We start from the raw sequence: 22,640 nt of genomic DNA, 5'->3' as shown, positions 1-22,640 counted from the left end.
GGCGGCAGTCCGGCTCACTGGGCTTTCACAGCCTACGGAGAGGGCCATGTGGAGAACCTGTGCGGCCGGACAGCAGTCCGCTCAGGTCCGGCCGTGCGCGCGGGCGGGGATCTGGGTCGCGAGCTTGCCGCCGGAGACGTCGAGCAGGGTCCCGGTGATGTACCCGGAAGCGTCGCTCGCCACGAAGACGAGCAGGTCGGCCACGTCGTCCGGCGTCTCCCACCGACGGAGCGACAGGGTGTCGAGCAGGCGGTCCTGCGCCTCGGCCGGCATCGTCGCGAAGCCGTTCATCGCTGTCGGGACCATGCCCGGCGCGTAGGCGTTGACAGTGATGCCCCACGGTCCGAGCTCCGATGCGAGCACCCGGGTGAACGAGACGACCGCGGCCTTCGACGCCGCGTAGGCCGCGCTCCCGACGCTGGGCACGATCGCCGCGAACGATGCGGCGTTGATGATCCGACCGCACCCGGCCGCCTGCATCACCGGAGCCACGGCTTGGCTCATCAGGAACGTGCCGCCGAGGTTGACGTCCATGCAGCGGCGCCAGGCGTCCCACTCCAGTTCGGCGACCGTGCCCGTGACGTTGATGCCGGCGTTGTTCACCAGCACGTCGATCGTGCCGTGCCGCCGGACGACCTCGTCCACGGCCTCGCGCACCGACCGCGGGTCGGCGACGTTGCACACGACGTGGTCGAGCGGGAAGTCCGGCTCGAAGGCCAGGTCGAGCGCGACGACGCGGCTCCCCTCGCTGACGAAGCGGTCGGCGAGCGTGCGGCCGATCCCGCGCGCTGCGCCGGTCACGACCACCACGCGGTCGGTCAGGTCGAGGTGCATCGTTGCTCCCGTCGTCGGTGCCTTGAATAGGCATACTATTCGAGCATGACGGATCAGCGTGTGCTCTGGGTCACGGGTGGGGGCAGCGGTATGGGGGCCGCGAGCGCCGAGGCAGCGGCGCGGGACGGCTGGAGGGTGGTCCTCAGCGGGCGCCGTGCCGACCGGCTCGAGCAGGTCGCCCGCACCGTCCGCGGCGCCGGGGGAACCGCGGACGTCCTGCCCCTCGACGCGAACGACCCCGACGCCGTCGCAGCCGCGCGGGACACCGTGCTCGAGCGGCACGGGCGGCTCGACGGGCTCGTGCTGGCGGCCGGGCTCAACGCCCCGAGGCGCCGGTGGGACGACCAGTCGCTGACCGACTTCCGCGCGATCGTGGACACGAACCTCACCGCCGTCGTCTCGCTGGTGGACGCCGCGCTGCCGGCACTCCGCGCGGCCGGCGGCGTGGTCGTGGTCGTGTCGTCGTACGCCGGGTGGTCCTTCCAGCCCGGGGCGGGTGTCGCGTACTCGGCGAGCAAGTCCGCGCTCGCGTCGGTCGTCCGGACGCTCAACCAGCAGGAGGCCGAGCACGGCGTCCGTGCCACACACCTGTGCCCGGGTGACGTCGCGACGGACTTCCTCGACCAGCGGCCGGAGGTCCCCGACGCGGCCGCACGGCAGCGCATGCTCCAACCGGAGGACATCGGGCGGACGGTCGCCTTCGTGCTCGGGTCGCCGGCACACGTGCGCATCGACGAGCTCGTGCTGTCGCCGGTCTCGCAGCGGTGACGAGCACCTTCGAACGGGTCCTCGACCAGGTCGGTGCCGCCGTCGTCTCCGGTGCGGTCGCCGTGGGCAGCCGCCGGAGCGTCGACGACCTGGTGACCTGGACGGGTGCCAGTCGCAGCATCGTCCGCGAGGCCGTCCGCGTCCTCGTCGCGCTCGGCCTGCTCAGCGCGCGGCGCCGGGTCGGCGTGACCGTCCTCGACGTGCGGGAGTGGGACGTCCTGGACCCGCGTGTGGTGCGGTGGCGTCTGCGGGGCCCCGACGGTGACCGCGTGGCGGCCGAGCTCCGCGAGCTGCGCGCGGCGGTCGAACCTGCCGCCGCTGCCGCAGCGGCCCGGCGAGCGGCGCTCGACGAGTGCGCGGACCGACGGGAGGCCCTCCGCACCACCGCGGACGAACTCGCCGCCGCCGCGACCCGCGACGACCGCCCCGACTTCGTGGCCGCGGACGTGCGGTTCCACGCGCTCGTGCTCGACCTGTCCGGCAACGCCCTGTACCGACGCCTGCACCAGGTGGTCGGCCAGGTACTGCGCGAACGCGGGAGCATCCGCCCGGACCGGCACGACGTCGGCCTCCACCTGGCACTCGCCGACGCCGTCCTCGACGGCCGCCCGGACGACGCGGCCTCGACCATGCAGGCGATCGTCGACCGCACGTGAGCGGAGCGCGCCGGACCTGCGAGGATGGACCCCGGCGCGCCCCTCCGGTGCCCGTGGAGGGTGAGTCGTGGACGCAGCACAGGACCTGGTCGTCCAGCTCGTCGGCACCCCGTGGGCGTTCTTCGTGGTCGGCCTCGTGCTCGCCGTGGGCAGCGTCGCGGTCTTCCTGCCCAGCCAGGCACTCGTCGTCGCGATCGGCACGCTCCTGGTGGGCGGTGACGGCGGTCTCCTGCCGGTCCTCTTCCTCGTCGTCGCGGCGTCGATCGGGATGGTCCTCGGCGACCTCGGGCTCTACCACCTGGCGCGGTCGGTCGACCTCGGCTCGAGGTCGTGGTTCGCGCGTCCGAAGGTCCGCGCGGCCCGGGACGCCATCGACGGCCGCTACCGTGCCGCTCCCGGGCGCATCGCGGTGCTCGGACGCTTCATCCCGATGGGTCGGTTGACGACGAACCTGGTCGGCGCGGACAGCGGGCTCGACCTCCGGCGGTTCCTGCTCAGCTGTGTGCTCGCCGACGTCGTGTGGGCCGCGTACTGCGTCGGCATCGCCTCGGCCACGGGGCGCTGGAGCCGCGAGCAGCCCTTCCTGGTCACGACCCTCGCGGTCGTGGCGTCGATCCTGCTCGGCCTCGCGATCTCCGCGATCGAGAAGGCCGTGCGACGCCGGAGCGAGGCTGCGGCCGCGGCCTGACGAACGTAGGCTGGGCAGCCCGTTCGAAGGAGAACCCGTGCTGCTCGACGACCTCGTACCGGACCCCGCCGCGCTCGAGCGCATCGCCACCGGCAGCACCTGGGCCGAGGGGCCCTGCTGGATCCCGTCGACGCGCACGCTGCGGTGGTCCGACATCCCGGGCGACCGCATCCTGCAGTGGCACGCCAACTCCGGCGAGACCTCCACGTACGCCGAGGGCGTCGAGTTCACCAACGGCCGGACGCTCGACCGGGACGGCAGCGTCGTGCAGTGCTCGCACGGGCTGCGTCGGGTCGAGCGGGACCGCGACGGCGTCGTCACGTCGATCGTCGACACGTGGGACGGGGGCCGGTTCAACTCCCCGAACGACGTGGTGGTCGCGCGGGACGGCGGCGTCTGGTTCACCGACCCCGCCTACGGCATCACCCAGCCGCGTGAGGGACATCCTGGCTTGCGTGAGTACGGCGACCACTGGGTGTTCCGGTGTGGCCCGGCGGGCGAGGACCTGCGACCAGTGGCGACCGACCTGGACGAGCCGAACGGCCTGGCCTTCGACCCCGACGAGCGGGTGCTGTACATCGCGAGTTCGTCGGGCGACGAGCCGGTCATCCGCGCCTACGACCGCCGAGGCGACCTGCTGAAGAACGGCCGGGTGTTCGCGCGGCTCGAGCCCGGAGAGGGTGCGCCGGACGGCATCCGGGTCGACGTGCACGGCAACGTCTGGTCGTCCTCGCACCGCGGCGTCGTCGTGTTCGACCCGTCCGGCGAGCGGATCGGTGAGGTGGCGGTCCCCGAGGTGACGTCGAACCTGTGCTTCGGCGGCGACGACGGCACGACGCTGTTCCTGACCGCGACGACGTCGGTGTACCGGATCGCCACGACGACGCGGGACGCTGCCGTATCCTGACTCGGCCATGCAGTGCGACTACTTCGACCGCGGGGTGTGCCGGTCGTGCACGCTCATGGGCCAGCCCTACGCCGACCAGGTCCTCGACAAGGAACTCCGCACGCGCGAGCTCCTGCACGCCGCGGTCGAGGCCGCCGGGGGCCCCGGAGCGGTCTCCTGGTCGCCCGCGATCACGAGCCCGGAGTCGGGGTACCGGAACAAGGCGAAGATGGTCGTGGGCGGGACCGTCCAGCACCCCACCGTCGGCATCCTCGATCACCGGCAGCGCGGGGTGGACCTGCGGCACTGCGGGATCTGCACGCCCGGCATCCGGCACGCGTTGCCCGTGCTGGCCGAGTTCGTCTCGACCGCCGGGCTGATCCCGTACGACGTCGCCGCGCGCCGGGGCGAGCTCAAGTACGTCCTGGTCACCGAGTCGCCCGACGGCGAGCTGATGATCCGGTTCGTGCTGCGTTCCGAGGGGCAGCTCCCGCGGCTCCGCCAGCATCTCGACGCCCTGCGTGCCGCACTGCCGAACGCGGCCGTGGTGACCGCCAACCTGCTGCCCGAGCACAAGGCCGTCACCGAAGGCGACCGCGAGATCGTGCTGACCGAGCAGGAGACCCTGCCGATGCGGCTCGGCGGGATCACGATGCACCTGCGGCCGCAGAGCTTCTTCCAGACGAACACCGGTGTCGCGACCGAGCTGTACGCGCAGGCGACGGCCTGGATCGACGAGCTCGACCCGGCGTCGATGTGGGACCTGTACTGCGGCGTCGGCGGGTTCGCGCTGCACGCTGCCCGTCCCGGCCGCGTGGTGACCGGCATCGAGACGAGCGCCGAGGCGATCCGCTCCGCCAAGCAGTCCGCTCGCGAGGCCGGCCTCGAGGGCCTCCGGTTCGCCGCCGACGACGCGACCGAGCACGCCCTCCGGGCCCGTCCGGACGCGGTCCCCGAGCTCGTCGTCGTGAACCCTCCGCGTCGCGGGATCGGGGAGCGGTTGTCGACCTGGCTCGAGGAGTCGGACGTCCAGCACGTCGTCTACTCGAGCTGCAACCCGGTGACCCTGGCGAAGGACCTGGCACGCATGCCGTCGTTCCGGCTGCGGCGGGCCAGGGTGCTCGACATGTTCCCGCAGACCGGCCACCTCGAGGCCGTGACCCTGCTCACGCGCGCCTGATCCCGACCGCCGATCGGCATTGCCAGGGAATTGCCAAGGACACGTACCCGGGTACGCCTCGATCACCATGGCCATGGGCATCGAGCCGTTCAGGTTCTGGGGCGGGGTACATAGCATGCACGGGTAGAACCGTTTGTCTCGGTTTGATAACGGTCAAGAGTTTCCTATGGTTGCCGACCGAGGTGCCGCCGGCCCGATGACCACTGCCCCCGGTGGCGCACCCCCACAACTGACCGCGATCGGTCGGGGTGGGCAGTGGATTCCGCAACAGATGCGGCTCGTGACCCCGGTGGAGCAATCACATGAAGAAGCTTTCCCGTACCCGCACCATCGTCGGTGGCCTGGCGTTCGCCGGCATCGCCGCGACCGGTGTCGGCCTCGCGGCAACCCCCGCGAACGCAGCGTCCGGTTCGACCTGGGACCAGCTCGCGCAGTGCGAGTCCGGCGGCAACTGGGCCATCAACACCGGCAACGGCTACTACGGCGGCCTGCAGTTCAACCTCGGTACCTGGCAGGCCAACGGTGGCGCGGGCAACCCCGCCTCCGCCAGCCGCGAGGCCCAGATCGCCGTCGCCGAGCGCGTCCTCGCCTCGCAGGGCTGGGGCGCATGGCCCGCCTGCTCCGCCCAGCTCGGGCTGAGCGGCACCAGCGGTGCAGCGCCCGCCGCGGCGGCTCCGGCCCCCGCACCGGCTCCGGCGCCCGCACAGCAGGCTGCCCCGCAGCCCGCCGCTCCGGCACCGGCTCCCGCCGAGCAGGCCGCCCCGCAGCCGGCCGCGCCGAGCACGACCGAGTCGACGCCCGCCCCGGCAGCGACGACGCCGAGCAAGCCCGCCCCGGTCAAGACGAGCGGCAAGACGTACACGATCGCCTCGGGCGACACGCTCGACACGATCGCGACGAAGCTCGGGATCGACGGCGGCTGGAAGCAGCTCTGGGCCGCGAACACGTCGACCATCGACGACGCGAACCTGATCTACGCCGGCCAGGAGCTCCAGCTCCCCGCCTGATCTCTCCGCAGACCGAACACGACGACGCCCCACGACCTCGAGTCGTGGGGCGTCGTCGTGCGTGCGGAGCCGGGCTACTGCGGGTTGTCCGCGAGCCAACCGGCGACGTCGTCGGACCGGAGCGCCTGGGACAGGGACCCGACCGCGAGCTGGTTCAGCGTCACGATCGACTGTCCGTCCGGTGACGTCCCGGAGCCCGCCGTCGGCACCGTGAAGGTCACGAGGTCGTCGGCCCGGACCGCGCGGAGCGACCACCCGAGTTCCGCCATCCGAGCGAACGTGAAGCCCGCGTCGACCGACAGGTGCTCACTGGTCGCGGCGACGAAGTCCTGGATGCGCCCGGGGTTGGTGACGGTGCCGCGGGACAGCAGCCCGTCCACGACGCCGCGCATGAACGCCTGCTGGTTGCGGACCCGGGTGTGGTCGGCGTCGGCGAACGCGTGACGCTCCCGCACGAAGGCGAGTGCGTCGGCGCCGTCGAGGCGGTTCGTCCCCGCCACGAAGTCGTGGTGGGTGGTCGAGAAGGCCTGCGGGGAGGACACGGTCACGCCGCCGAGGGCATCGGTCATGTCCTCGAACCCGGTGAAGTCGATCTCGGCGACGTGGTCGACCCGGACGTCCAGGAGCTGCTCGACGGTCTGCACGGTCAGGGGTACCCCGCCCCAGGCGTACGCGGCGTTCATCTTGGCGCGGCCGTGCCCGGGGACCTCGACCCAGGAGTCCCGCATGATCGACATCAGGTAGACGTGCTGTCGATCGGCAGGGACGTGCGCCAGCATCAGGGTGTCCGAACGCCCGCCGGACGTCGAAGGGCCACCATCGGGGTTGCCCTGCGCCCGGGAGTCGGAACCGATGAGCAGGACGTTCTCACCTGACGTCGGCGTCGGTCGGGTGCCGCTCGGGAACGGGTTCGTGATGGTCTCGCGCCCGGCGTCGAAGCTCCGAGCGAGTCCGCCGACGAACACACTCGCGACGACGGCGACGACCAGGGCGACGCCGACGAGCGAGCCGAGCGTCGTGATCAGCGCGACGAGGAACGGCCGACGCCGTCTGTTGCGGCTGGCGGTGCGGTGGGCGTGTGCAACGGCCGCGCGGGCGGCTCGGCGTTCGGACATGCGGGCTCCTGTGGTCAGGTCGGCACGGACCGACCACGGGATGTTATCGCATGTGGTATTTCAGGAACAGTGTTTCACTCGGACTGCGCCTTGCCGAGCAAATCGCCCAGCGCCGATCGGAGCGCCGGGTCCTCCGGCAGGACCTCGCGCTCGATGTGCCGCGCGGTCTCCCACGCTGACCGGCCGGCGGGCGTCACGCTCACGACGCGGCGCCGACGATCGGCAGGGTGCGGGGCGCGCTCGACCAGACCGTCCCGCTCCATCCGCTCGAGCGTGCGGGACATCGTCTGCGGCTGGACCCGGGCCGTCCGGGCGATGGTGTCCGCGCCGGTCGGACCGGTCCGGATGAGGATGTCGATCGCGACGACCGCGGCGTGCGAGAGCCCGATGGCGCGGAGTCGTTCGTCCCAGTCCCGCTCGACGGACCGTGCAGCCGCGGACAGCAGGCGCCCGAGGGGCCACTGCTCGCTCGTGTCCTGCATGCCGTGATTCTATGGTCGCCAGGAGCGCTCGACCGTCAAGTAATCAGCATGCTGACGATCGGTGTACGCTCACCGACGTGTCCCGCTTCCTCCGCATCGTCCTCCCCGCGCTCGTCATCGTGGTCTGGCTCGGCATCGCCTCGGTCGGCGGTCCCTTCTTCGGCAAGATCTCCGAGGTCTCCACCAACGACCAGACCTCGTTCCTGCCCGCCTCGGCCGACGCCACGAAGGTGCAGGAACGGTCCTCCGAGTTCCGCGACGAGTCGGGGGCGCCCGCGATCATCGTCCTCGAGCGCGACGGCGGCCTGACGTCGACCGACCTCGCCGACGCGAAGACACTCGCCACGACGCTGTCCGACCGCGACGACGTCGATGCCGTCAGCCCGGTGATCCCGAGCGAGGACGGCGACGCGGTCGAGATCGTCGCCACGCTCACGCAGGACGCCGAGACCGGAGATGCGGTCGAGGCCATCCGCGCCGACGTCGACGACGCACTGCCGTCCGGTGTCAGCGGCTACGTCACCGGCCCGGCCGGGTTCACCGCGGACCTGACCGAGGCCTTCGCCGGCATCGACGGGCTGCTGCTCGGGGTGGCGCTCGCCGCGGTGTTCGTGATCCTGATCATCGTCTACCGATCACCCCTGCTGCCCGTCCTCGTGCTCGGGACCGCCACGTTCGCCCTGTGCGCCTCGATCCTCGTGGTCTGGTGGCTCGCCAAGGCCGACATCGTGACGGTCAACGGGCAGGTGCAGGGCATCCTGTCGATCCTGGTGATCGGCGCGGCGACGGACTACGCGCTCCTGTACACCTCGCGCTTCCGTGAGGCCCTGCGCGACCACCGCACCGGCTGGGACGCGACGAAGGCCGCCCTGCGGGGGAGCCTCGAGCCGATCCTGGCCTCGGGCGGCACGGTGATCGTCGGGGTGCTCTGCCTGCTGCTCTCCGACCTCAACTCGAACAAGGCGCTCGGCCCCGTCGCGGCCATCGGCATCGCGTTCAGCCTGCTCGCCGCCCTGACACTCCTGCCCGCGCTGCTGCTCGCGTTCCGCCGCGCGGCGTTCTGGCCGCTGCGTCCCGTATTCGGCAGCGCCCACCCCGTGCTCACCGGTCCGGACGCCCGCGGCATCTGGGCGCGCGTCGGCCGGCTCGTCGCCCGTCGGTCCCGGGTGGTGTGGATCGTCTGCACGGTCGGCCTGCTCGCGATGGGTGCCGGCCTGTTCGGACTCAAGGCGGACGGGGTGCCGCAGAGCGACCTGATCATCGGGTCGTCGCAGGCGCGCGACGGACAGGACGTGCTGGCCGACCACTTCCCGGGTGGCTCCGGCAGCCCCGCGCAGGTCATCGGCGCGGAGCGTGACCTCGACCAGCTCGTCGACGCGATCACCGCGGTGGACGGGGTCGACGGTGTCGTCGCCGCAGCGAAGGACAGCCCCGCCGGGACCGTCCCCGTGACCGGGGACGCCGCCGGCAGCAGCACGCCGACCGTCTCCCGTGGTGACGTCCTGCTCGAGGCGACGCTGTCCGACGCCGCCGACTCGGACGCCGCCGAGCAGACCGTGCGCGACCTCCGCACCGCCGTCGAACGGGTCGACCCGGGAGCGATCGTCGGTGGCGTCACCGCGACGGCGGTCGACACGAACGACACCGGCATCCGTGACCGCACGCTGATCATCCCCGTGGTGCTCGTCGTGATCCTGCTGATCCTGATGCTCCTGCTCCGCAGCATCGTCGCACCGCTCGTGCTGATCGGCAGCGTGATCGTGTCCTTCGCGGCGGCCCTCGGTGTCGGAGCGCTCGTGTTCGACCACGTGTTCCACTTCCCGGGCGCGGACCCGAGCGTGCCGCTGTACTCGTTCGTGTTCCTGGTGGCACTCGGCGTCGACTACAACATCTTCCTCATGACACGAGTGCGCGAGGAGGCGCTGCGGCACGGTCCACGCGAGGGCGTCCTGCGCGGACTCGGCGTGACCGGTGGGGTGATCACGTCGGCGGGCGTCGTGCTCGCCGCCACGTTCGCCGCCCTCGGCGTGATCCCGATCCTGTTCCTCGTGCAGATCGCGTTCGTCGTCGCGTTCGGCGTCCTGCTCGACACGATCGTGGTCCGCTCGCTGCTCGTCCCGGCGCTGGCCTACGACCTCGGGCACCGCGCCTGGTGGCCGTCGCGCCTCTCGCGCACGAACCCTGACATGTGACACGCTGGGTCCATGCCAGTTCCCTCGACGCAGCCCGCTGCCGAGCGCAAGCTCCTCCGTGACACGGTGCAGGACAAGATCCGCGACGCCATCATGGACGGCACGCTCGAGCCCGGGGAACGGCTCAACGACGACGACCTGATCGCCTGGCTCGGTGTCTCCCGGACGCCGATCCGCGAAGCCCTCGCCGAGCTCGCCCGGGCTGGCCTCATCGAGATGGCGCCGAACCGCTACACCCGGGTCGCGGCGCCGACGAAGGGGGAACTCCTCGACGCGTACCGCACCCTCGGCGTGATCTACGGCGGCGTCGTGCGGCTCGCGGTGCCCCGGTTCACGGACGCGCAGCGCAAGAAGATCGTGAAGATGCTCGACGACGTGCACGCGCGGGTGAGCGCCGACGAGCAGGAGCAGGTGGCGCGCGACGGAGCCGGCATCTACGCCATGTGGGCGGACGCGTGCGGCAACCCCTCGCTCGTGCAGCTCTGCAACTCGACGACGGACGGGCTGTCATTCAAGCTCCGCGTGCCGGAGCTCGCCGAGCTCCTGCCGGCCGACGTGATCCTGCCCGAGCTGACGAAGCTCAAGGACGCCGTCGTCGCGAAGGACCCCATCGCTGCCGAACTCGCCATGGAGGCGATCCACCTGCTCCCGTCGCGCGACTAGCGCGCCGAGCGCGACCAAGGGGCGGACTGGAGGCCCGTGGCGACCCCGCCACGGGCCTCCAGTCCGTCACGGGGTGACGGCGGGTACGGGGTGACCTTCCAGGCGCATCCCATGTCCGTTCCCCGCGCGGCGGTTATGGTTTCCCGGTGAGCAACGAACCCGAGCAGACGACCGAGCCCGCAGACCGCGGTGCTGCGACGCCGCGCCACGGGCGCCAGAAGCGACGCGCAGGCGTCGTGTTCCCGGCCGTCGCGGGGGTGCTCACGATGGCCCTCCTGCTGGGCGTCGGGTACGCGGGGTACGCGTACAACCAGCTGTCCGACGGCGTCACGATCGTCAACGCGATCACCGGCAAGAAGGACACGAAGGACGACGTCGACGGCAAGGCGCAGAACATCCTGCTCGTCGGGGACGACCACCGGCCGGAGAACGCCACCCCCGAGCAGATGGCGGAACTCAGCACGACGTCGGACGGCGGTGCGACGAACACCGACACGATGATCGTCCTGCACATCAACGCCGACGGCAGCCAGGCGACGATGATCTCGTTCCCCCGCGACTCGTACGTCGACATCCCGGACGTCGGCAAGGGCAAGCTCAACAGCGCCTTCTACTACGGCACGCTCAACGGCGGTGGCGACACCGGCGGTGCGAAGATGCTCATCAAGACGATCGAGAACCTGAGCGGTCTGCAGATCGACCACTACGTCCGCGTCTCGCTGCTCGGCTTCTACCAGGTCGTCAAGGAACTCGGCCCGGTCGACGTCTGCCTCAACCAGGCCACCAGCGACCCGTACTCCGGCGTCGACCTGCCGGCAGGCAAGTCCTCGCTCAACGCGAAGGAGGCGCTGTCCTTCGTGCGACAGCGCCACGGCCTGCCCAACGGCGACCTCGACCGCAACGTCCGCCAGCAGTACTTCCTGTCGCAGGAGGCCCGGAAGGTCACGTCGGCGGGGACGCTGCTCAACCCGGTGAAGATGGGGAACATCCTCAAGGCCGTCGGCGGATCGATCCAGACCGACACCGACCTCATCGACCTGGCGTCACAGATGCGCAACCTGCGGCCCGGCAACATCCAGTCCGCCACGATCCCGACGCTCGGCACGCCGACGATCTACGTGAACGGCTCCGCCCTGTCGATCGTCGAGGTCGACACCGTCGGCCTGCCCGCGTTCGTGCAGGGCCTGGTCGGCGAACCCGAGGCGTACACGAAGGCCGGCCGCGCACAGCCGGCGAACACCTCGGTCACCGTGCTGAACGGCAGCGGGGTCGAGGGCGCCGCGACGGCTGCGGGGCAGGTGCTGACCGCCCGCGGCTTCCAGGTCGCCCCGGCCGGCTCGTCCGCGACGACGAAGACCACCCAGGTGCAGTACCCCGCCGGTCAGGAGTCGCAGGCGAAGGCCATCGCATCCGTAGTGCCCGGTGCCGTCGCCGTCCGCACCAGTGCGGTCACCGGTGTCACGCTCGTGCTCGGCACCGACGGCAAGACCGCGAAGCCGATCGCGACCGAGCCGAGCGCCGGGGCCTCGACGCCGTCGACCGGCGGTTCGAGCACCGGCACGAAGCCGACGAAGAAGCCCGCGAAGGAGCCGACGGCCAAGTCGACCGACGTGCACAACTACGGCACCGAGGGCACCTGCATCAACTGATGGGAACCCGCCGGGCAACCGATCGGTAGGTTCACGGTGTGACCAGCGCCGCACGCCCGATCGTCCTGATGACCTACAACATCAAGAACCCGGACCCCGCGCACGACTGGCCGGCCCGCCTGCCGGTCGTGCTCGACCTGATCCGCCGGCACGACCCCGACCTGCTGTGCGTGCAGGAGGCCTTCGCGCACCAGATGGACGACCTGCGTGCCGGCCTGCCGGACCACGCCGACGTCGGACAGGGGCGCGAGGGCGGTGACGCCGGCGAACACGCGTCCGTCTTCTACCGCCGCGACCGGTTCCGGCCATCCGACGAGGGGTCGTTCTGGCTGTCGGACACCCCGGACGAACCCGTCTCGAACACCTGGGGCAGCCTGTACCCGCGGATCGCGAACCACGCCCGGTTCCTCGACGCCGAGGGGCCCGCGTTCACCCTGCTCACCACGCACCTGGACCACGAGCCCGGTGCGCACGGCGACGAGGTCCGAGGCCGGAGTGCCGCGCTCATCGCCGAACGACTGGCGGGCACCACCGGCCCGGTCGTGTTCGCGGGGGACTGCAACGAACCCGCGGGCAGCGGGACGGCCTCGCGGGTGTTCGCCGAGGCCGGGTTCGCCGACGCCTGGCTCGCCGCGGGAGACCCCGCCGACCGCACCGCCACGTTCAACGACTGGCAGCCGCCGGTCGACTCGGGCGAGCGGATCGACTGGGTGCTCACCCGCGACGTCAGCGCCGTGGATCGCATCGTGATCGACCACGACGGCCCCGAGACCTGGTTCGCCAGCGACCACTTCCCGGTGATCGCGACACTGCGGGTCTGACGTCCCGGACAGGCCAGGAGCTGTCAGCAGCTGCGCGCTCTGCTCGCTGTCAGCAGCTCCGCGCTCTGCTTGCTGTCAGCAGCTCCGCTGCGCGTGGACGGGCATCGGTGAACCGAGCACCGTGACGGTCGTCTCGTTCGTCAGGGCGGAGACGCCGTTCGTGCCGGCGTCGTCGGAGTGCTCGCTCGACTCGTCGTCGTCGTCCTCGTCGTGCCGGTCCGCCCACCCCTCGCGGAGCAGGAGCTGCCAGGCGCGCGAGTCGTCCGACCCGTAGGACACCCGCTCCGAGCCGGGAGCGTCGGCGATCTCGTCCGCGATGTCGTCGCCCACCCGGACACCGCCCGGGCCGGTCAGCTCGATCTGCCGGCCGAGCACGCTGCGGACCGAGTCGCGCAGCACCCGGATCTCGACGGCGTTGCCGGCCGCCGCGTCGGTCGTCAGCGCTGCGACGCGGATGGCGCCGCCCCAGGTGTAGGTGGTGCCCGCGGGGAAGCACGCCCCGCCGTCGCCCTCGGCCGTCTGCGTGCGGGACGGTGTGCCGAGCAGACGGTTCAGGACGCTCACGGTCAGACCGGAGTCGCGCATCGAGGACTCGACCACGGTGTCGTCCCCGTCCCGGAGCACCAGGGCTTCGGCGTCGAGTTCGATCGAGTCCACCCGGCGGAGCTCCGCCTTCGTCACGTGCACCGGAGCGGCGTCGTGCGAGGTCTCGGCGGCCACGGCCACGTCTGCCCCGAGCCCGGTGGTGCCGTCGAACGCGAGCGCACCGGCCGAGAAGGCCAGCACGGCGGCGCCGAGCGCCAGCAGGGTCCGAGGAGTCACCGTTCGACGGTAGGGCCTCGATCGGAACAGAACGACAGGTGTTACCGAATCGGAGCCTGCCCGTCACCGGACCGTGACAAACGAGGATCACGCACCTGCGGCCCTGGAGCGGACCGGCCGACGGGCGCAGGCCGCTCCGCGCAACGGGGGACAGCCTCCTGGACGGCCCGCAGCGACCCCCTGCGTACCGTCGGCGACATGACGGACCAGCAGAACGACCAGACCGGGCCTGACCAGTACGTGATGCAGGACCCCACGAAGATGTACGCCGACAAGAAGCCCGACGAGCAGTACCTCGAGGGTGCCGGCACCGACGCGGAGATGGCGCAGAACGTCCCCGCCGACCACGGTGAGGACACCTACCGCGGTTCGGGTCGTCTGACCGGCCGCAAGGCACTCGTCACCGGTGGCGACTCCGGCATCGGCGCCGCCGTGGCCATCGCCTACGCCCGCGAGGGTGCGGACGTCGCGATCTCGTACCTGCCCGAGGAGCAGGAGGACGCCGACCGCATCGTCGCGCTCATCGAGGCAGCCGGCCGCAAGGCCGTCGCACTGCCGGGCGACATCACCTCGCTCCAGGTCTGCGAGCAGCTCGTCGCCGACGCGGTCGAGCAGCTCGGTGGCCTCGACATCCTGGTGAACAACGCCGGCAAGCAGCAGAACGTCGACGACATCACCAAGATCTCCGACGAGGAGTTCGACGAGACCTTCAAGACCAACGCGTACGCGACGTTCCGGATCACGAAGGCGGCCGTGCCGCACCTGCAGCCCGGCTCCACGATCATCAACACGACGTCGATCCAGGCGTACGCCCCGTCGCCGCACCTGGTGCACTACGCGGCCACGAAGGCGACCGTGAACAACATGGCGAAGGGCTTGGCCGCGCAGCTCGCGCCGAAGGGGATCCGCGTCAACGCGGTCGCCCCGGGCCCGATCTGGACGCCGCTGCAGCCGGCCGGCGGCCAGCCGCCGGAGGCGCTGCCGAGCGCGGGCGAGCAGACCTACCTGGGCCGCTGGGGCCAGCCGGCCGAGCTCGCGCCGGCCTACGTGTTCCTGGCGAGTGGTGAGTCGTCGTACGTCGTGGGCGAGACGCTGCACGTCGACGGTGGGATGCCGACGCCGTAGGGCGCCTGCTCCTGACGGGGCTCTGACGGGAGGCGCGGTGCCGGTGGGTACCGCGCCTCCCGTCGTCCGTGTGGTCGGGTCCAGGGCGCCTGGTCGCGTCAGCAGCTGACGGCGCGCGCCATCCGCTCGAGGAGCTCGCGCGCCGACATCGCGGCGGCCAGCTCGACCTCGACGGGGTTGATGCCGATCGCGTGCTCGAACGCGCGACGGCGGGCCTGGTCGGCGATCGGCACCTCGGGGCGCTGGGGCAGCACGGCGATGGCCCGGGCCGCCGCTTCGAACGCACCGGCGGGCCGTCCGAGCTGCTCCCACATGGCCCGGACGTCGTGCGCCACCTGTTCGGGGTCGCCGCCGAACTCGAAGCCGGTCGAGGCCATGGTCGCGAGTCCCTGGGCAGTGGGGTCGTTCGGGGTCATGCCCGCATGGTCGCACGGACGGCCGCGAACCGGCTCGACGTCGGGGTCTGTCCCCCCTTGTGCCGACACCCGTACCGGGGATTCTGGTGTCCCCCGTTCTGCGTTTGGATGGAGGTACCCCGGACCCGGGGTGACACGGACAGGACGTCCGGGGACGACGGAGGGCACGATGCTCGAACACACCAGCGCCGACACGCAGGCCGCTGCGGCCGCGGCGGCAACGCTGCACCTGCGGATCACGATCGTGGGTGCCACCGTCGACCTGCTCCGGGACATCCCCTTCCACGAGGCCCGGCCCCTGCAGGTCGCCGAGCGGATGGGCATCAGCGTCGCCGAGCTGGAGCAGCACTTCCCGTCGTGGGACGGCCTGGTCCTCGCCGCACTGGACCGCTGGAACGGTGCCCGGATGGACGAGGTCACGCACGAGGTCGGTGACGGCTCGACCGTGGACCTGCTCCGCGCCATCGTCGCCTCGAACGCCGAGGACCCGGCCCTGATGCGCCTGCTCGTCGCCCTGCTGTCCGTCGCGGGCAACCCGGCGCACCCGATGGCGACCTACCTACGGTCGCGGTACCAGCTCTTCTTCGCGCAGATCAAGCGCGGCCTGGAGCACGACGTCGCGATCGGCCGTGCCCCGCACACGATGGACCCCCGCCGCGGTGCCGAGCAGCTCATCGCCCTGTACGAGGGGCTGCAGCTGCAGGCCCTGCTGCGTGCCGAGCTCGACCTGGTGGCGGCGTTCGACCGCGCGGTCGCCCGGCTCGAGCGCGGCTGGATGGAGCGGTACGAGCCGCAGGCCGCCCGCCGTCTGGCGATGTGGGACGACGACGACTCGGGCAGCTGGGAGATCTGACCGGCGGTTCGTCCGCGGAGCGCGTTCCCCGCGCCGTCGTGCAGCGCCCCGCGGGTACTCCGGGAGTCGCAACCGACGGAAGGAACCGACATGGCAGCACCGAACCCCATCCAGGTCCAGAAGTACCTGAGCGGCATCGACTACCCGGCGTCCAAGGACGACGTGGTCTCGACGGCCGAACAGGAGGGCGCCCCGGACGACGTCCTCGAGGCGCTCCGCGCGATCCCGGACGGCGAGTACGACGCCCCGACCGCGGTGTCGAGCGCGGTGTCCGACGCCGGCTGAGCGCGGTACGCCCACTCGGTGAGCAGAAGAGGTCGGGTGCGTGCGTCGCACCCGACCTCTTCTGCTCACGAAGTGCCGCTCGAGCGCGACCCGCGGGGCACCGAACCGTCGCCGGGGTCGTACCCGCTGTCACGGATGACGCGCAGCGCCGTGGTGTCGTTGTGGACCGAGTGCACGACGACCCGACGCGTCCGGCGGAGCGCTCGACGGGCGCCGGGCGTCGCGAAGAGCCCGCCGAGCACCAGGCCCGCGCCGATCCCGAGCGCCACGGACACCGCCGCCACGAAGTCGAGCGCGGCGCTCGACGACCCGGACATGAAGTTCAGCAGGGCGTTCGACACGGCGACACCGGGCAGCAGCGCCCCGCAGAACGCCGGCACCGCGATCGCCGCCACGGCCGTGCGCATCCGGACGGCCGCGTAGGTCGAGAGCACCCCGAGCAGCACCGCCGCCAGGAACGTCGCCCCGAGGAGCGGCAGCCCGGCCTGCCGCAGCGCCCACAGCGCGGCACCGGCGGCGACCGAGAACACCACGGCGACCGGGATCACCCGGGCGCTCGCCTGCTGCACGAAGCAGTTCGCGCCCGCCGACACCACGGTCAGTGACAGCGACGCCCAGAGCGGCAGGGTCTGCGTCACGATGCCGGACGGGTCGACCTCGATCCGCAGCCAGTGCGTCATCGCGATCCCGGCCGGCACCCCGACGACGATCGCCGCGATGACCAGCCCGATGTAGAACGCCCGGGCCACGGCCATCGCCCGGAACCCCGAGATGGCGTCCTGGGCCCAGGTCACCAGGGACGGGTGTGGCAGCAGGAGCACCACGAGTGCCGCGACCATCGTCGCCGCACCGTTCGCGTTCAGCACGCCGGCCCAGATGGCCAGTGTGCCGATCGCCGACGCCACGGCGCCCTGCGCCCCGGACACGAAGAACTGCGGGTACCCCCGGTCGGTCAGCCAGCGTCCGGAGACGATGATCCCGAGCATCAGCACGAACGCCCCGAGTCCCGCGCGCCATCCGCCGCCGGCCTGCACGGCGATCGAGATGCCGAGGATCGACAGGCCGACGTCGGACAGCCACATCGGCCACCGCGGCGGGAGTCGCAGGACGGCGACCAGGGCGCTCACCGCCGAGGTCATGTCGCGGTCGTCGTGGATCAGGTCGTCGACGATCTGGTTCGCACGCGCGAGCTTGTCGAGGTCGGAGCCGTCCGACCGCACGGTGCGGACCTTGACGAGCGGCGGGACGTCGGCCGGGGCGTACTGGATGGTCACCGAGCTGCCGGAGAAGTCGAGGTCGAGCGGCGCGAGGTTCCACTTCGTCGAGACCGCGACGACGGCCGTCTCGACGCTGCGGGTGTCGGCACCGGAGGCGAGCATGACCTCGGCCAGGTCGAGGCAGAAGTCGACGATCTGGGTCGCCGTGTACTGGTCGCGCCCCTTGGCGTCGGGCTCGACGTGCTCGTAGATCGTCCCGCGCAGGCGGGCTCGTGCGTCGCGCAGGTCGTGCTGCGCGAGACTGCGGCGTCGTGGCCGGGGTGGGCGGCCCGGCTTGTGCGGGCCCGGGGGGTGCTGCTCGGCCATCACGCCATGGTGCCAGTCGACGGCGGCCGAGTCCGGACGTCCGCTGGACGCCTTCGGATCAGCCCCGGCGGCGCGTGCTCAGACGACCGAGGGCGAACGCCGCGACGACCGCGCCCACCAGCACGAGGACCGGTCCGGCGGTCAGCTGCCACGGTCGGCCATTGGCGACGAACGCGTAGTCGGACAGCGGGGCGAAGGCGACGAAGCCGAACGTGAACGTCGGAGCCGTCAGCACGAACACGATCCCGACGACGACGGCCAGCAGGCCGAGCCAGAGGGCGACGAGGGTCGGGGTGGCGAGGAAGCGGGGCACGGCACCCAGCGTAGGTGGACGACGGACGGGAGGTCCGTGGCGGGGTCGCCACGGACCTCCCGTCCGTCAGGTGGTGACGCTCCTGCGTCCCGCGCCTACTGCGCTGCGTTCGCTACTGCTCGAAGGTCGCGTGCAGCGTGATCTCGACGCCGGTCAGCGCCTTGCTGACGGGGCAGGTCGCCTTGGCGTCCTCGGCGGCCTTGAGGAAGGCGGCCTCGTCGATGCCGGAGACCTCGCCGCTGACGGTCAGGACGATGCCGGTGAGGCGGAAGCCGCCGGCCGGATCCGGGCCGAGCGAGACGTCGGCCTTGACGTCGAGGGCCTCGACCGTGCCGCCGGCCTCGCCGAGGACCGCGGAGAACTGCATGGCGTAGCAGGCCGAGTGTGCGGCGGCGATGAGCTCCTCGGGGCTCGTGGTGCCCCCGGCGTCCTCGGCGGTGCGCTTCGGGAACGAGACGTCGTACGTGCCGACCTTCGAGCTCGAGAGTTCGACCTGGCCGGAACCGTCCTCGAGGCCGCCGTTCCAGGCGGTGCGTGCGGTGCGAGTGGGCATGCCCGCTCCTTTCGTGTGGGGGAGCGGCCCCGAGCGGGACCGCCGCTCCTGAGTCAATCGGAGAACGACCGTTCTCGCAACGGGCTCACGGCGAAGACGCAGGTCTGCCCTACGATCTGGCACATGGGGGACAGCGACATGAGAGGCTTCCGCGAGTCCGTACTCGAGCAGGGGCCGGCCGTCGTGACGAACCCGGTGGTCGCCTGGCTCCGGTTCTGGACGCAGGGGTGGCGGTTCCACGGGCGGGCGAGTCGCTCGGAGTTCTGGTGGGTGATCGCGCTCGAGCTCGCGCTGGTCGGGGTCGCGCTCTGGGTCGTCGGCGTGCACGGGACCGCAGGGCGGTGGGAGATGTACGTCGACCCGTTCGGAGTCGTCCCCTCGCCGCGGGTCTCGTTCCACCTGATCGACCGCGGGCAGGACGGGTGGTTCGGTTGGGGGGCCGGCGACCGCGATCTCCGGCCGGACGCGTGGGACCTGGTGCTGCTCGTCCCGACGATCCTGACCATCGTGCCCCGGTGGTCGCTGCTCGTGCGGCGACTGCACGACCGGGACCACGCTGGGCTGTGGATCCTGCTCCTCGTCTTCACCGGACCGCTCGGCGCGGTCGTGCTGGGTGTCATGGTGGCGCGGTCGTCGCGCCCCGGTGGGGCACGGTTCGACCGCGGACTGTTCGCGGGAGGGCGTGGTCCCGAGGCAACTGGACGACACATGTCGTCCTCGACGACAGGTGTAGCGTGAAGGGCGATCAAAGGAGAACCCCATGCGCGCCGTCGTGTTCGAGCAGTACCAGACCTTCCCGTCCCTGACCGAGGTCCCGAAGCCCGCACCCGGGCCGGGTGAGGTCCTGCTCAAGGTCGCCGGCGCCGGTGCCTGCCACTCGGACGTCGCCGTGTACCGCGAGTTCCAGGAGGGGCAGCCGGGAGCCCAGGCGCCCGCGTTCGTGCTCGGCCACGAGAACTCCGGTTGGGTCGAGGCCGTCGGCGACGGGGTCACCGGCTTCGCCGAGGGCGACGCCTACCTGGTCTACGGGCCGGTCGGCTGCGGGCACTGCTCGTACTGCTCGAAGGGGCAGGACACCTACTGCGAGAACGCCGCGACGAACCCGTACATGGGGATCGGCCTCGGGCGCGACGGCGGCATGGCGGAGTACGTGAGCGTCCCGGCGCGGAACCTCGTGCCGCTCGGCGACGCCGACCCGGTCGCCGCCGCACCGCTCAGCGACGCCGCGCTCACGCCGTACCACGCGATCAAGAACTCCCTGCCGAACCTGGCTGGTGGCGGTCGCTTCGCGCTCGTCGTCGGGCTGGGCGGCCTCGGGCAGATCGCCGTGCAGATCCTCACGGCGCTCACCGGTGCCACGGTCATCGCGACCGACATGAAGCAGGACGCGATGGACCGCGCCGCCGCCCGGGGCGCGATCACCGTCCCCGGCGGCCCGGACCAGGCCGAGCGCATCCGCGAGATCACCGGCGGACGTGGCGTCGACGCGGCCTTCGACTTCGTCGGTGCCACCCCCACGATCAAGGTCGCGCAGGCCTCGATGGCGGTCGGCGGTCGGTTCACCGTCGTCGGGATCGCCGGCGGCACCACCGAGTGGAACTTCTTCGCGACGCCGTACGAGTCGACGATCACGAACACCTACTGGGGCACCATCGAGGACCTGCACGAGGTCGTCGCGATGTACCGCGCCGGGCAGATCGTCCCCGACGTCGAGCGCTACGCGCTGTCCGACGCGCTCGAGGCGTACCGGAAGCTCGAGGCCGGCGAGCTCTCGGGTCGCGCGGTGGTCGTCCCGACGCTCTAGCGTCCCGCGGCGTAGCCCTGCGCGCCGCGGGGGTTCGCGGCAGCGCCGAGGATCCCCGTGTCCGGGTCGCGGGTGACGCACGACAGCCGGCCCAAGCTCCAGTCACCGCCGCGGGTCACGACGTGTCCGCGGGCCTCGAGCGCAGCGATGACCTCGTCGCCCAGGCGGTCCTCGACGACCAGACCCGCGGGCTCCCACGTGCGCGGCCAGAACGAACCCGGGAACGACGTGGTGTGCAGCGCCGGTGCGTCGATGGCCTGCTGCGGGGAGTAGCCGCCGACGATCCAGCGCAGCAGGAACAGCAGCTGCCACTGGTCCTGCTGGTCACCGCCGGGGGAACCGAGTGCGGCGACCGGCTGCCCGTCCCGGAGCACCAGGGTCGGGGTCAGCGTGGTGCGGGGGCGCTCGCCGGGTCGCAGTGTCGAGGCCGTGCCCGGTTCGAGCCAGGTCATCTGCAGGCGGGTGCCGAGGCAGAACCCGAGCTCGGGGATCGTCGGCGACGACTGCAGCCACCCGCCGGACGGCGTCGCGCTGACGATGTTGCCCCAGCGGTCCACGACGTCGATGTGGCACGTGTCGCCGCGGGTCTCGCCGTCGGGGGTGACGAACGGCTCGCCGCGGTCCTCGAGCGGAGCGGCGGGCGGGACCTCGGCGTCGGCTTCGGCGTCGCGGGCGACCTGCACGGTCGGCTCGCCCACCCCCACCGAACCGGCGGAATCGTACGAGGTCCGGACCGGCGGCAGCGCGTGCTCGACCCCGGCGATCGTGCCGGGTCGGAAGTCCGCCGAGGCCCGCTCGCCGATCAGTGCGCGGCGCTCGTCGGCGTAGGCGTCGGAGAGCAGGACGTCCATCGGGACCTCGCCGTCGCCGTAGAACGCCTCGCGGTCGGCGAGGGCGAGCTTCTGCGCCTCGACGATCGTGTGCGCGCCGAGCTCGGTCGACGGGTCGAGCAGGGCGTCGTCGAGCGGTTCGAGCAGCCGCAGGGTCTGGAGCAGCGCCGGACCCTGGCCCCACGGTCCGGTCTTGGCGATCGTGCAGCCGCGGAACTCGGCAGTCGTCGCGGGTTCGTACGACGCCCGGAACGCCGCCAGGTCGGAGGCCCGGATGACCCCGGCGTGGTCGGTGCCCGACGCGTGCCGGTGCGGTTCGCGGACGAACCGGTCGATCGCCTCGGCGACGGACCCCTCCGCCCACTCGGACCGGGCCGCATCGATGCGGCCGGTCCGGCTGCCGGCGCCGGCACCCGCCTCGACCAGCCGGTCGAGCACTGCGGCGAGTGCCTCGTTGCGCACCAGGTCCCCGGGGACCGGCACCGCGCCTCCCGGCAGCCACTGCGAGGCGGAGGTGGGCCAGTGCTGCTCGAACAGGCCGCGCACGGCGGTGATCGTCCGGACCGCCGCAGGTGCGACCGGGTGGCCGTCGCGGGCGTACCCGATCGCGGGGGCGAGTACGTCGGCCAGATCCCAGGTGCCGTGGTCGCGGAGCAGGAGCAGCCAGGCGTCGACGGCGCCGGGGACGGTCGCGGCCAGCGCGCCGGAGCCGGGGACCAGGTCGAGCCCCTCGGCGCGGTAGTGCTCCGGGGTCGCGCCCTCGGGGGCGGGACCCTGACCGACCAGCACCGTCGGCACGGGGTTGACTGCCGTCGCGAAGACCGCCGTCAGGTCGCCCCCGGGGCCGTTCAGGTGGGGCTCCACGACCTGCAGGACGAAGGCACCGGCGACGGCCGCGTCGAACGCGTTGCCGCCGCGCTCGAGCACCGACTGGGCGGTCGCCGTCGCGATCCAGTGCGTCGAGGCCGCCATCCCGAACGTGCCCCGCAGGTCCGGACGGGTGGTCTGCGCAGCGGGCGGGACGAAGGCGGGGTTCGGCGTCGACATGGTCCCATCCTGTCCCGCGGCGAATACTCCCGTGCTGTACACCCCCCCGTCCAAGGGGTTGTGCACCC

Annotated in this window: 24 protein-coding genes; 15 read left to right on the top strand and 9 right to left on the bottom strand. The window is 72.0% G+C overall.

Annotation, left to right across the window (positions count from 1 at the left end; genetic code table 11):
* Window positions 1-81 precede the first annotated feature (81 nt).
* Complete coding sequence (locus tag QRN49_RS05340) at window positions 82-834, bottom strand: SDR family NAD(P)-dependent oxidoreductase (RefSeq protein ID WP_284754250.1); 753 nt, start codon at window positions 832-834, stop codon at window positions 82-84.
* Between the two features lie 45 nt (window positions 835-879).
* Here QRN49_RS05340 and QRN49_RS05335 point away from each other — a divergent pair, with 45 nt between their 5' ends.
* The 6 genes from QRN49_RS05335 (at window position 880) to QRN49_RS05310 (ending at window position 6,019) form a co-directional block, all read left to right on the top strand.
* Window positions 880-1,602: an SDR family oxidoreductase gene (locus QRN49_RS05335; RefSeq protein ID WP_284754248.1), complete on the top strand. Its 723-nt coding sequence runs from the start codon at window positions 880-882 to the stop codon at window positions 1,600-1,602.
* Complete coding sequence (locus QRN49_RS05330; protein ID WP_284754246.1) at window positions 1,599-2,258, top strand: FadR/GntR family transcriptional regulator; 660 nt, start codon at window positions 1,599-1,601, stop codon at window positions 2,256-2,258. The genes QRN49_RS05335 and QRN49_RS05330 overlap by 4 nt, the downstream gene beginning before the upstream one ends.
* A gap of 67 nt (window positions 2,259-2,325) precedes the next feature.
* Window positions 2,326-2,946 carry a DedA family protein gene (locus QRN49_RS05325; protein ID WP_071404822.1) on the top strand — a complete coding sequence of 207 codons (621 nt, stop codon included), beginning with the start codon at window positions 2,326-2,328 and terminating at the stop codon, window positions 2,944-2,946.
* 40 nt (window positions 2,947-2,986) lie between these two features.
* Window positions 2,987-3,853, top strand: a complete 867-nt coding sequence (locus tag QRN49_RS05320; RefSeq protein ID WP_502868994.1) for an SMP-30/gluconolactonase/LRE family protein — start codon at window positions 2,987-2,989, stop codon at window positions 3,851-3,853.
* Window positions 3,854-3,860: 7 nt separating this feature from the next.
* Window positions 3,861-5,012 (top strand): 23S rRNA (uracil(747)-C(5))-methyltransferase RlmC, encoded by a 1,152-nt coding sequence (rlmC, locus tag QRN49_RS05315; RefSeq protein ID WP_284754240.1) that lies wholly within the window; start codon window positions 3,861-3,863, stop codon window positions 5,010-5,012.
* A gap of 302 nt (window positions 5,013-5,314) precedes the next feature.
* The gene (locus QRN49_RS05310) at window positions 5,315-6,019 is read left to right on the top strand and encodes a LysM peptidoglycan-binding domain-containing protein (RefSeq protein WP_259492116.1); all 705 of its coding nucleotides are present in this window, start codon (window positions 5,315-5,317) and stop codon (window positions 6,017-6,019) included.
* Window positions 6,020-6,093: 74 nt separating this feature from the next.
* Here the strand turns inward: QRN49_RS05310 and QRN49_RS05305 are convergent, their stop codons facing one another.
* Complete coding sequence (locus tag QRN49_RS05305; RefSeq protein WP_284754236.1) at window positions 6,094-7,134, bottom strand: LCP family protein; 1,041 nt, start codon at window positions 7,132-7,134, stop codon at window positions 6,094-6,096.
* A gap of 74 nt (window positions 7,135-7,208) precedes the next feature.
* Window positions 7,209-7,616, bottom strand: a complete 408-nt coding sequence (locus tag QRN49_RS05300) for a MarR family winged helix-turn-helix transcriptional regulator (RefSeq protein ID WP_111024581.1) — start codon at window positions 7,614-7,616, stop codon at window positions 7,209-7,211.
* A 77-nt stretch (window positions 7,617-7,693) separates the two neighbouring features.
* Here QRN49_RS05300 and QRN49_RS05295 point away from each other — a divergent pair, with 77 nt between their 5' ends.
* The 4 genes from QRN49_RS05295 (at window position 7,694) to QRN49_RS05280 (ending at window position 12,941) form a co-directional block, all read left to right on the top strand.
* The gene (locus QRN49_RS05295; protein ID WP_284754234.1) at window positions 7,694-9,808 is read left to right on the top strand and encodes an MMPL family transporter; all 2,115 of its coding nucleotides are present in this window, start codon (window positions 7,694-7,696) and stop codon (window positions 9,806-9,808) included.
* A gap of 12 nt (window positions 9,809-9,820) precedes the next feature.
* Window positions 9,821-10,471, top strand: coding sequence for a GntR family transcriptional regulator (locus QRN49_RS05290; RefSeq protein ID WP_163343138.1), 651 nt, complete (start codon window positions 9,821-9,823; stop codon window positions 10,469-10,471).
* A gap of 146 nt (window positions 10,472-10,617) precedes the next feature.
* Entirely contained in the window at window positions 10,618-12,120 is a 1,503-nt protein-coding gene (locus tag QRN49_RS05285; RefSeq protein WP_284754226.1) for an LCP family protein, read from the top strand.
* 38 nt (window positions 12,121-12,158) lie between these two features.
* Window positions 12,159-12,941, top strand: coding sequence for an endonuclease/exonuclease/phosphatase family protein (locus QRN49_RS05280; RefSeq protein WP_262131523.1), 783 nt, complete (start codon window positions 12,159-12,161; stop codon window positions 12,939-12,941).
* Between the two features lie 75 nt (window positions 12,942-13,016).
* Here QRN49_RS05280 and QRN49_RS05275 read toward each other — a convergent pair whose 3' ends face one another.
* Window positions 13,017-13,763 carry a hypothetical protein gene (locus tag QRN49_RS05275; protein ID WP_284754223.1) on the bottom strand — a complete coding sequence of 249 codons (747 nt, stop codon included), beginning with the start codon at window positions 13,761-13,763 and terminating at the stop codon, window positions 13,017-13,019.
* 198 nt (window positions 13,764-13,961) lie between these two features.
* On the opposite strand from QRN49_RS05275, the gene QRN49_RS05270 reads away from it, so the two are divergent.
* Window positions 13,962-14,888: an SDR family oxidoreductase gene (locus QRN49_RS05270; RefSeq protein WP_111032664.1), complete on the top strand. Its 927-nt coding sequence runs from the start codon at window positions 13,962-13,964 to the stop codon at window positions 14,886-14,888.
* A 98-nt stretch (window positions 14,889-14,986) separates the two neighbouring features.
* Here QRN49_RS05270 and QRN49_RS05265 read toward each other — a convergent pair whose 3' ends face one another.
* Complete coding sequence (locus QRN49_RS05265) at window positions 14,987-15,304, bottom strand: hypothetical protein (RefSeq protein ID WP_284754219.1); 318 nt, start codon at window positions 15,302-15,304, stop codon at window positions 14,987-14,989.
* Window positions 15,305-15,473: 169 nt separating this feature from the next.
* Here QRN49_RS05265 and QRN49_RS05260 point away from each other — a divergent pair, with 169 nt between their 5' ends.
* Both QRN49_RS05260 and QRN49_RS05255 read left to right on the top strand, forming a co-directional pair.
* Complete coding sequence (locus QRN49_RS05260; RefSeq protein ID WP_284754217.1) at window positions 15,474-16,157, top strand: TetR/AcrR family transcriptional regulator; 684 nt, start codon at window positions 15,474-15,476, stop codon at window positions 16,155-16,157.
* 90 nt (window positions 16,158-16,247) lie between these two features.
* A complete protein-coding gene (locus tag QRN49_RS05255; RefSeq protein ID WP_027467172.1) occupies window positions 16,248-16,442 on the top strand; it encodes a DUF2795 domain-containing protein in 195 nt (64 codons plus the stop codon).
* A gap of 65 nt (window positions 16,443-16,507) precedes the next feature.
* Here the strand turns inward: QRN49_RS05255 and QRN49_RS05250 are convergent, their stop codons facing one another.
* From QRN49_RS05250 to QRN49_RS05240, 3 genes are all read right to left on the bottom strand, one after another.
* Window positions 16,508-18,025, bottom strand: coding sequence for a threonine/serine exporter family protein (locus QRN49_RS05250; protein WP_284754213.1), 1,518 nt, complete (start codon window positions 18,023-18,025; stop codon window positions 16,508-16,510).
* A gap of 58 nt (window positions 18,026-18,083) precedes the next feature.
* Window positions 18,084-18,338, bottom strand: a complete 255-nt coding sequence (locus QRN49_RS05245) for a hypothetical protein (protein WP_084740799.1) — start codon at window positions 18,336-18,338, stop codon at window positions 18,084-18,086.
* Window positions 18,339-18,450: 112 nt separating this feature from the next.
* On the bottom strand, window positions 18,451-18,891 hold the full coding sequence (locus QRN49_RS05240; RefSeq protein WP_027467170.1) for an OsmC family peroxiredoxin: 441 nt from the start codon (window positions 18,889-18,891) through the stop codon (window positions 18,451-18,453).
* Window positions 18,892-19,014: 123 nt separating this feature from the next.
* Between QRN49_RS05240 and QRN49_RS05235 the strand changes: the two genes are divergently transcribed.
* Both QRN49_RS05235 and QRN49_RS05230 read left to right on the top strand, forming a co-directional pair.
* Window positions 19,015-19,629, top strand: coding sequence for a DUF805 domain-containing protein (locus QRN49_RS05235; protein ID WP_284754209.1), 615 nt, complete (start codon window positions 19,015-19,017; stop codon window positions 19,627-19,629).
* A 22-nt stretch (window positions 19,630-19,651) separates the two neighbouring features.
* Window positions 19,652-20,695 (top strand): NAD(P)-dependent alcohol dehydrogenase, encoded by a 1,044-nt coding sequence (locus QRN49_RS05230; RefSeq protein WP_284754207.1) that lies wholly within the window; start codon window positions 19,652-19,654, stop codon window positions 20,693-20,695.
* Here QRN49_RS05230 and QRN49_RS05225 read toward each other — a convergent pair.
* Complete coding sequence (locus tag QRN49_RS05225; RefSeq protein WP_502868975.1) at window positions 20,692-22,572, bottom strand: gamma-glutamyltransferase family protein; 1,881 nt, start codon at window positions 22,570-22,572, stop codon at window positions 20,692-20,694. The two genes, QRN49_RS05230 and QRN49_RS05225, sit on opposite strands and share 4 nt — an antisense overlap.
* Between the last annotated feature and the right edge of the window lie 68 nt (window positions 22,573-22,640).

Origin of the sequence: Curtobacterium sp. ME-Dv--P-122a (genome assembly GCF_030209645.1) — a bacterium.
Taxonomy (GTDB): domain Bacteria; phylum Actinomycetota; class Actinomycetes; order Actinomycetales; family Microbacteriaceae; genus Curtobacterium; species Curtobacterium flaccumfaciens.
Note: the sequence above shows the minus strand (reverse complement) of the source record. Positions and strands in the feature narration are given on the sequence as shown.

Coding starts and splice junctions, on each gene's coding strand:
- QRN49_RS05290 (WP_163343138.1), top strand. CDS start 9,821: ATGCCAGTTCCCTCGACGCAGCCCGCTGCCGAGCGCAAGCTCCTCCGT.
- QRN49_RS05300 (WP_111024581.1), bottom strand. CDS start 7,616: ATGCAGGACACGAGCGAGCAGTGGCCCCTCGGGCGCCTGCTGTCCGCG.
- QRN49_RS05235 (WP_284754209.1), top strand. CDS start 19,015: ATGGGGGACAGCGACATGAGAGGCTTCCGCGAGTCCGTACTCGAGCAG.
- QRN49_RS05240 (WP_027467170.1), bottom strand. CDS start 18,891: ATGCCCACTCGCACCGCACGCACCGCCTGGAACGGCGGCCTCGAGGAC.
- QRN49_RS05270 (WP_111032664.1), top strand. CDS start 13,962: ATGACGGACCAGCAGAACGACCAGACCGGGCCTGACCAGTACGTGATG.
- QRN49_RS05255 (WP_027467172.1), top strand. CDS start 16,248: ATGGCAGCACCGAACCCCATCCAGGTCCAGAAGTACCTGAGCGGCATC.
- QRN49_RS05340 (WP_284754250.1), bottom strand. CDS start 834: ATGCACCTCGACCTGACCGACCGCGTGGTGGTCGTGACCGGCGCAGCG.
- QRN49_RS05250 (WP_284754213.1), bottom strand. CDS start 18,025: ATGGCCGAGCAGCACCCCCCGGGCCCGCACAAGCCGGGCCGCCCACCC.
- QRN49_RS05335 (WP_284754248.1), top strand. CDS start 880: ATGACGGATCAGCGTGTGCTCTGGGTCACGGGTGGGGGCAGCGGTATG.
- QRN49_RS05310 (WP_259492116.1), top strand. CDS start 5,315: ATGAAGAAGCTTTCCCGTACCCGCACCATCGTCGGTGGCCTGGCGTTC.
- QRN49_RS05260 (WP_284754217.1), top strand. CDS start 15,474: ATGCTCGAACACACCAGCGCCGACACGCAGGCCGCTGCGGCCGCGGCG.
- QRN49_RS05225 (WP_502868975.1), bottom strand. CDS start 22,572: ATGTCGACGCCGAACCCCGCCTTCGTCCCGCCCGCTGCGCAGACCACC.
- QRN49_RS05265 (WP_284754219.1), bottom strand. CDS start 15,304: ATGACCCCGAACGACCCCACTGCCCAGGGACTCGCGACCATGGCCTCG.
- QRN49_RS05305 (WP_284754236.1), bottom strand. CDS start 7,134: ATGTCCGAACGCCGAGCCGCCCGCGCGGCCGTTGCACACGCCCACCGC.
- rlmC (WP_284754240.1), top strand. CDS start 3,861: ATGCAGTGCGACTACTTCGACCGCGGGGTGTGCCGGTCGTGCACGCTC.
- QRN49_RS05230 (WP_284754207.1), top strand. CDS start 19,652: ATGCGCGCCGTCGTGTTCGAGCAGTACCAGACCTTCCCGTCCCTGACC.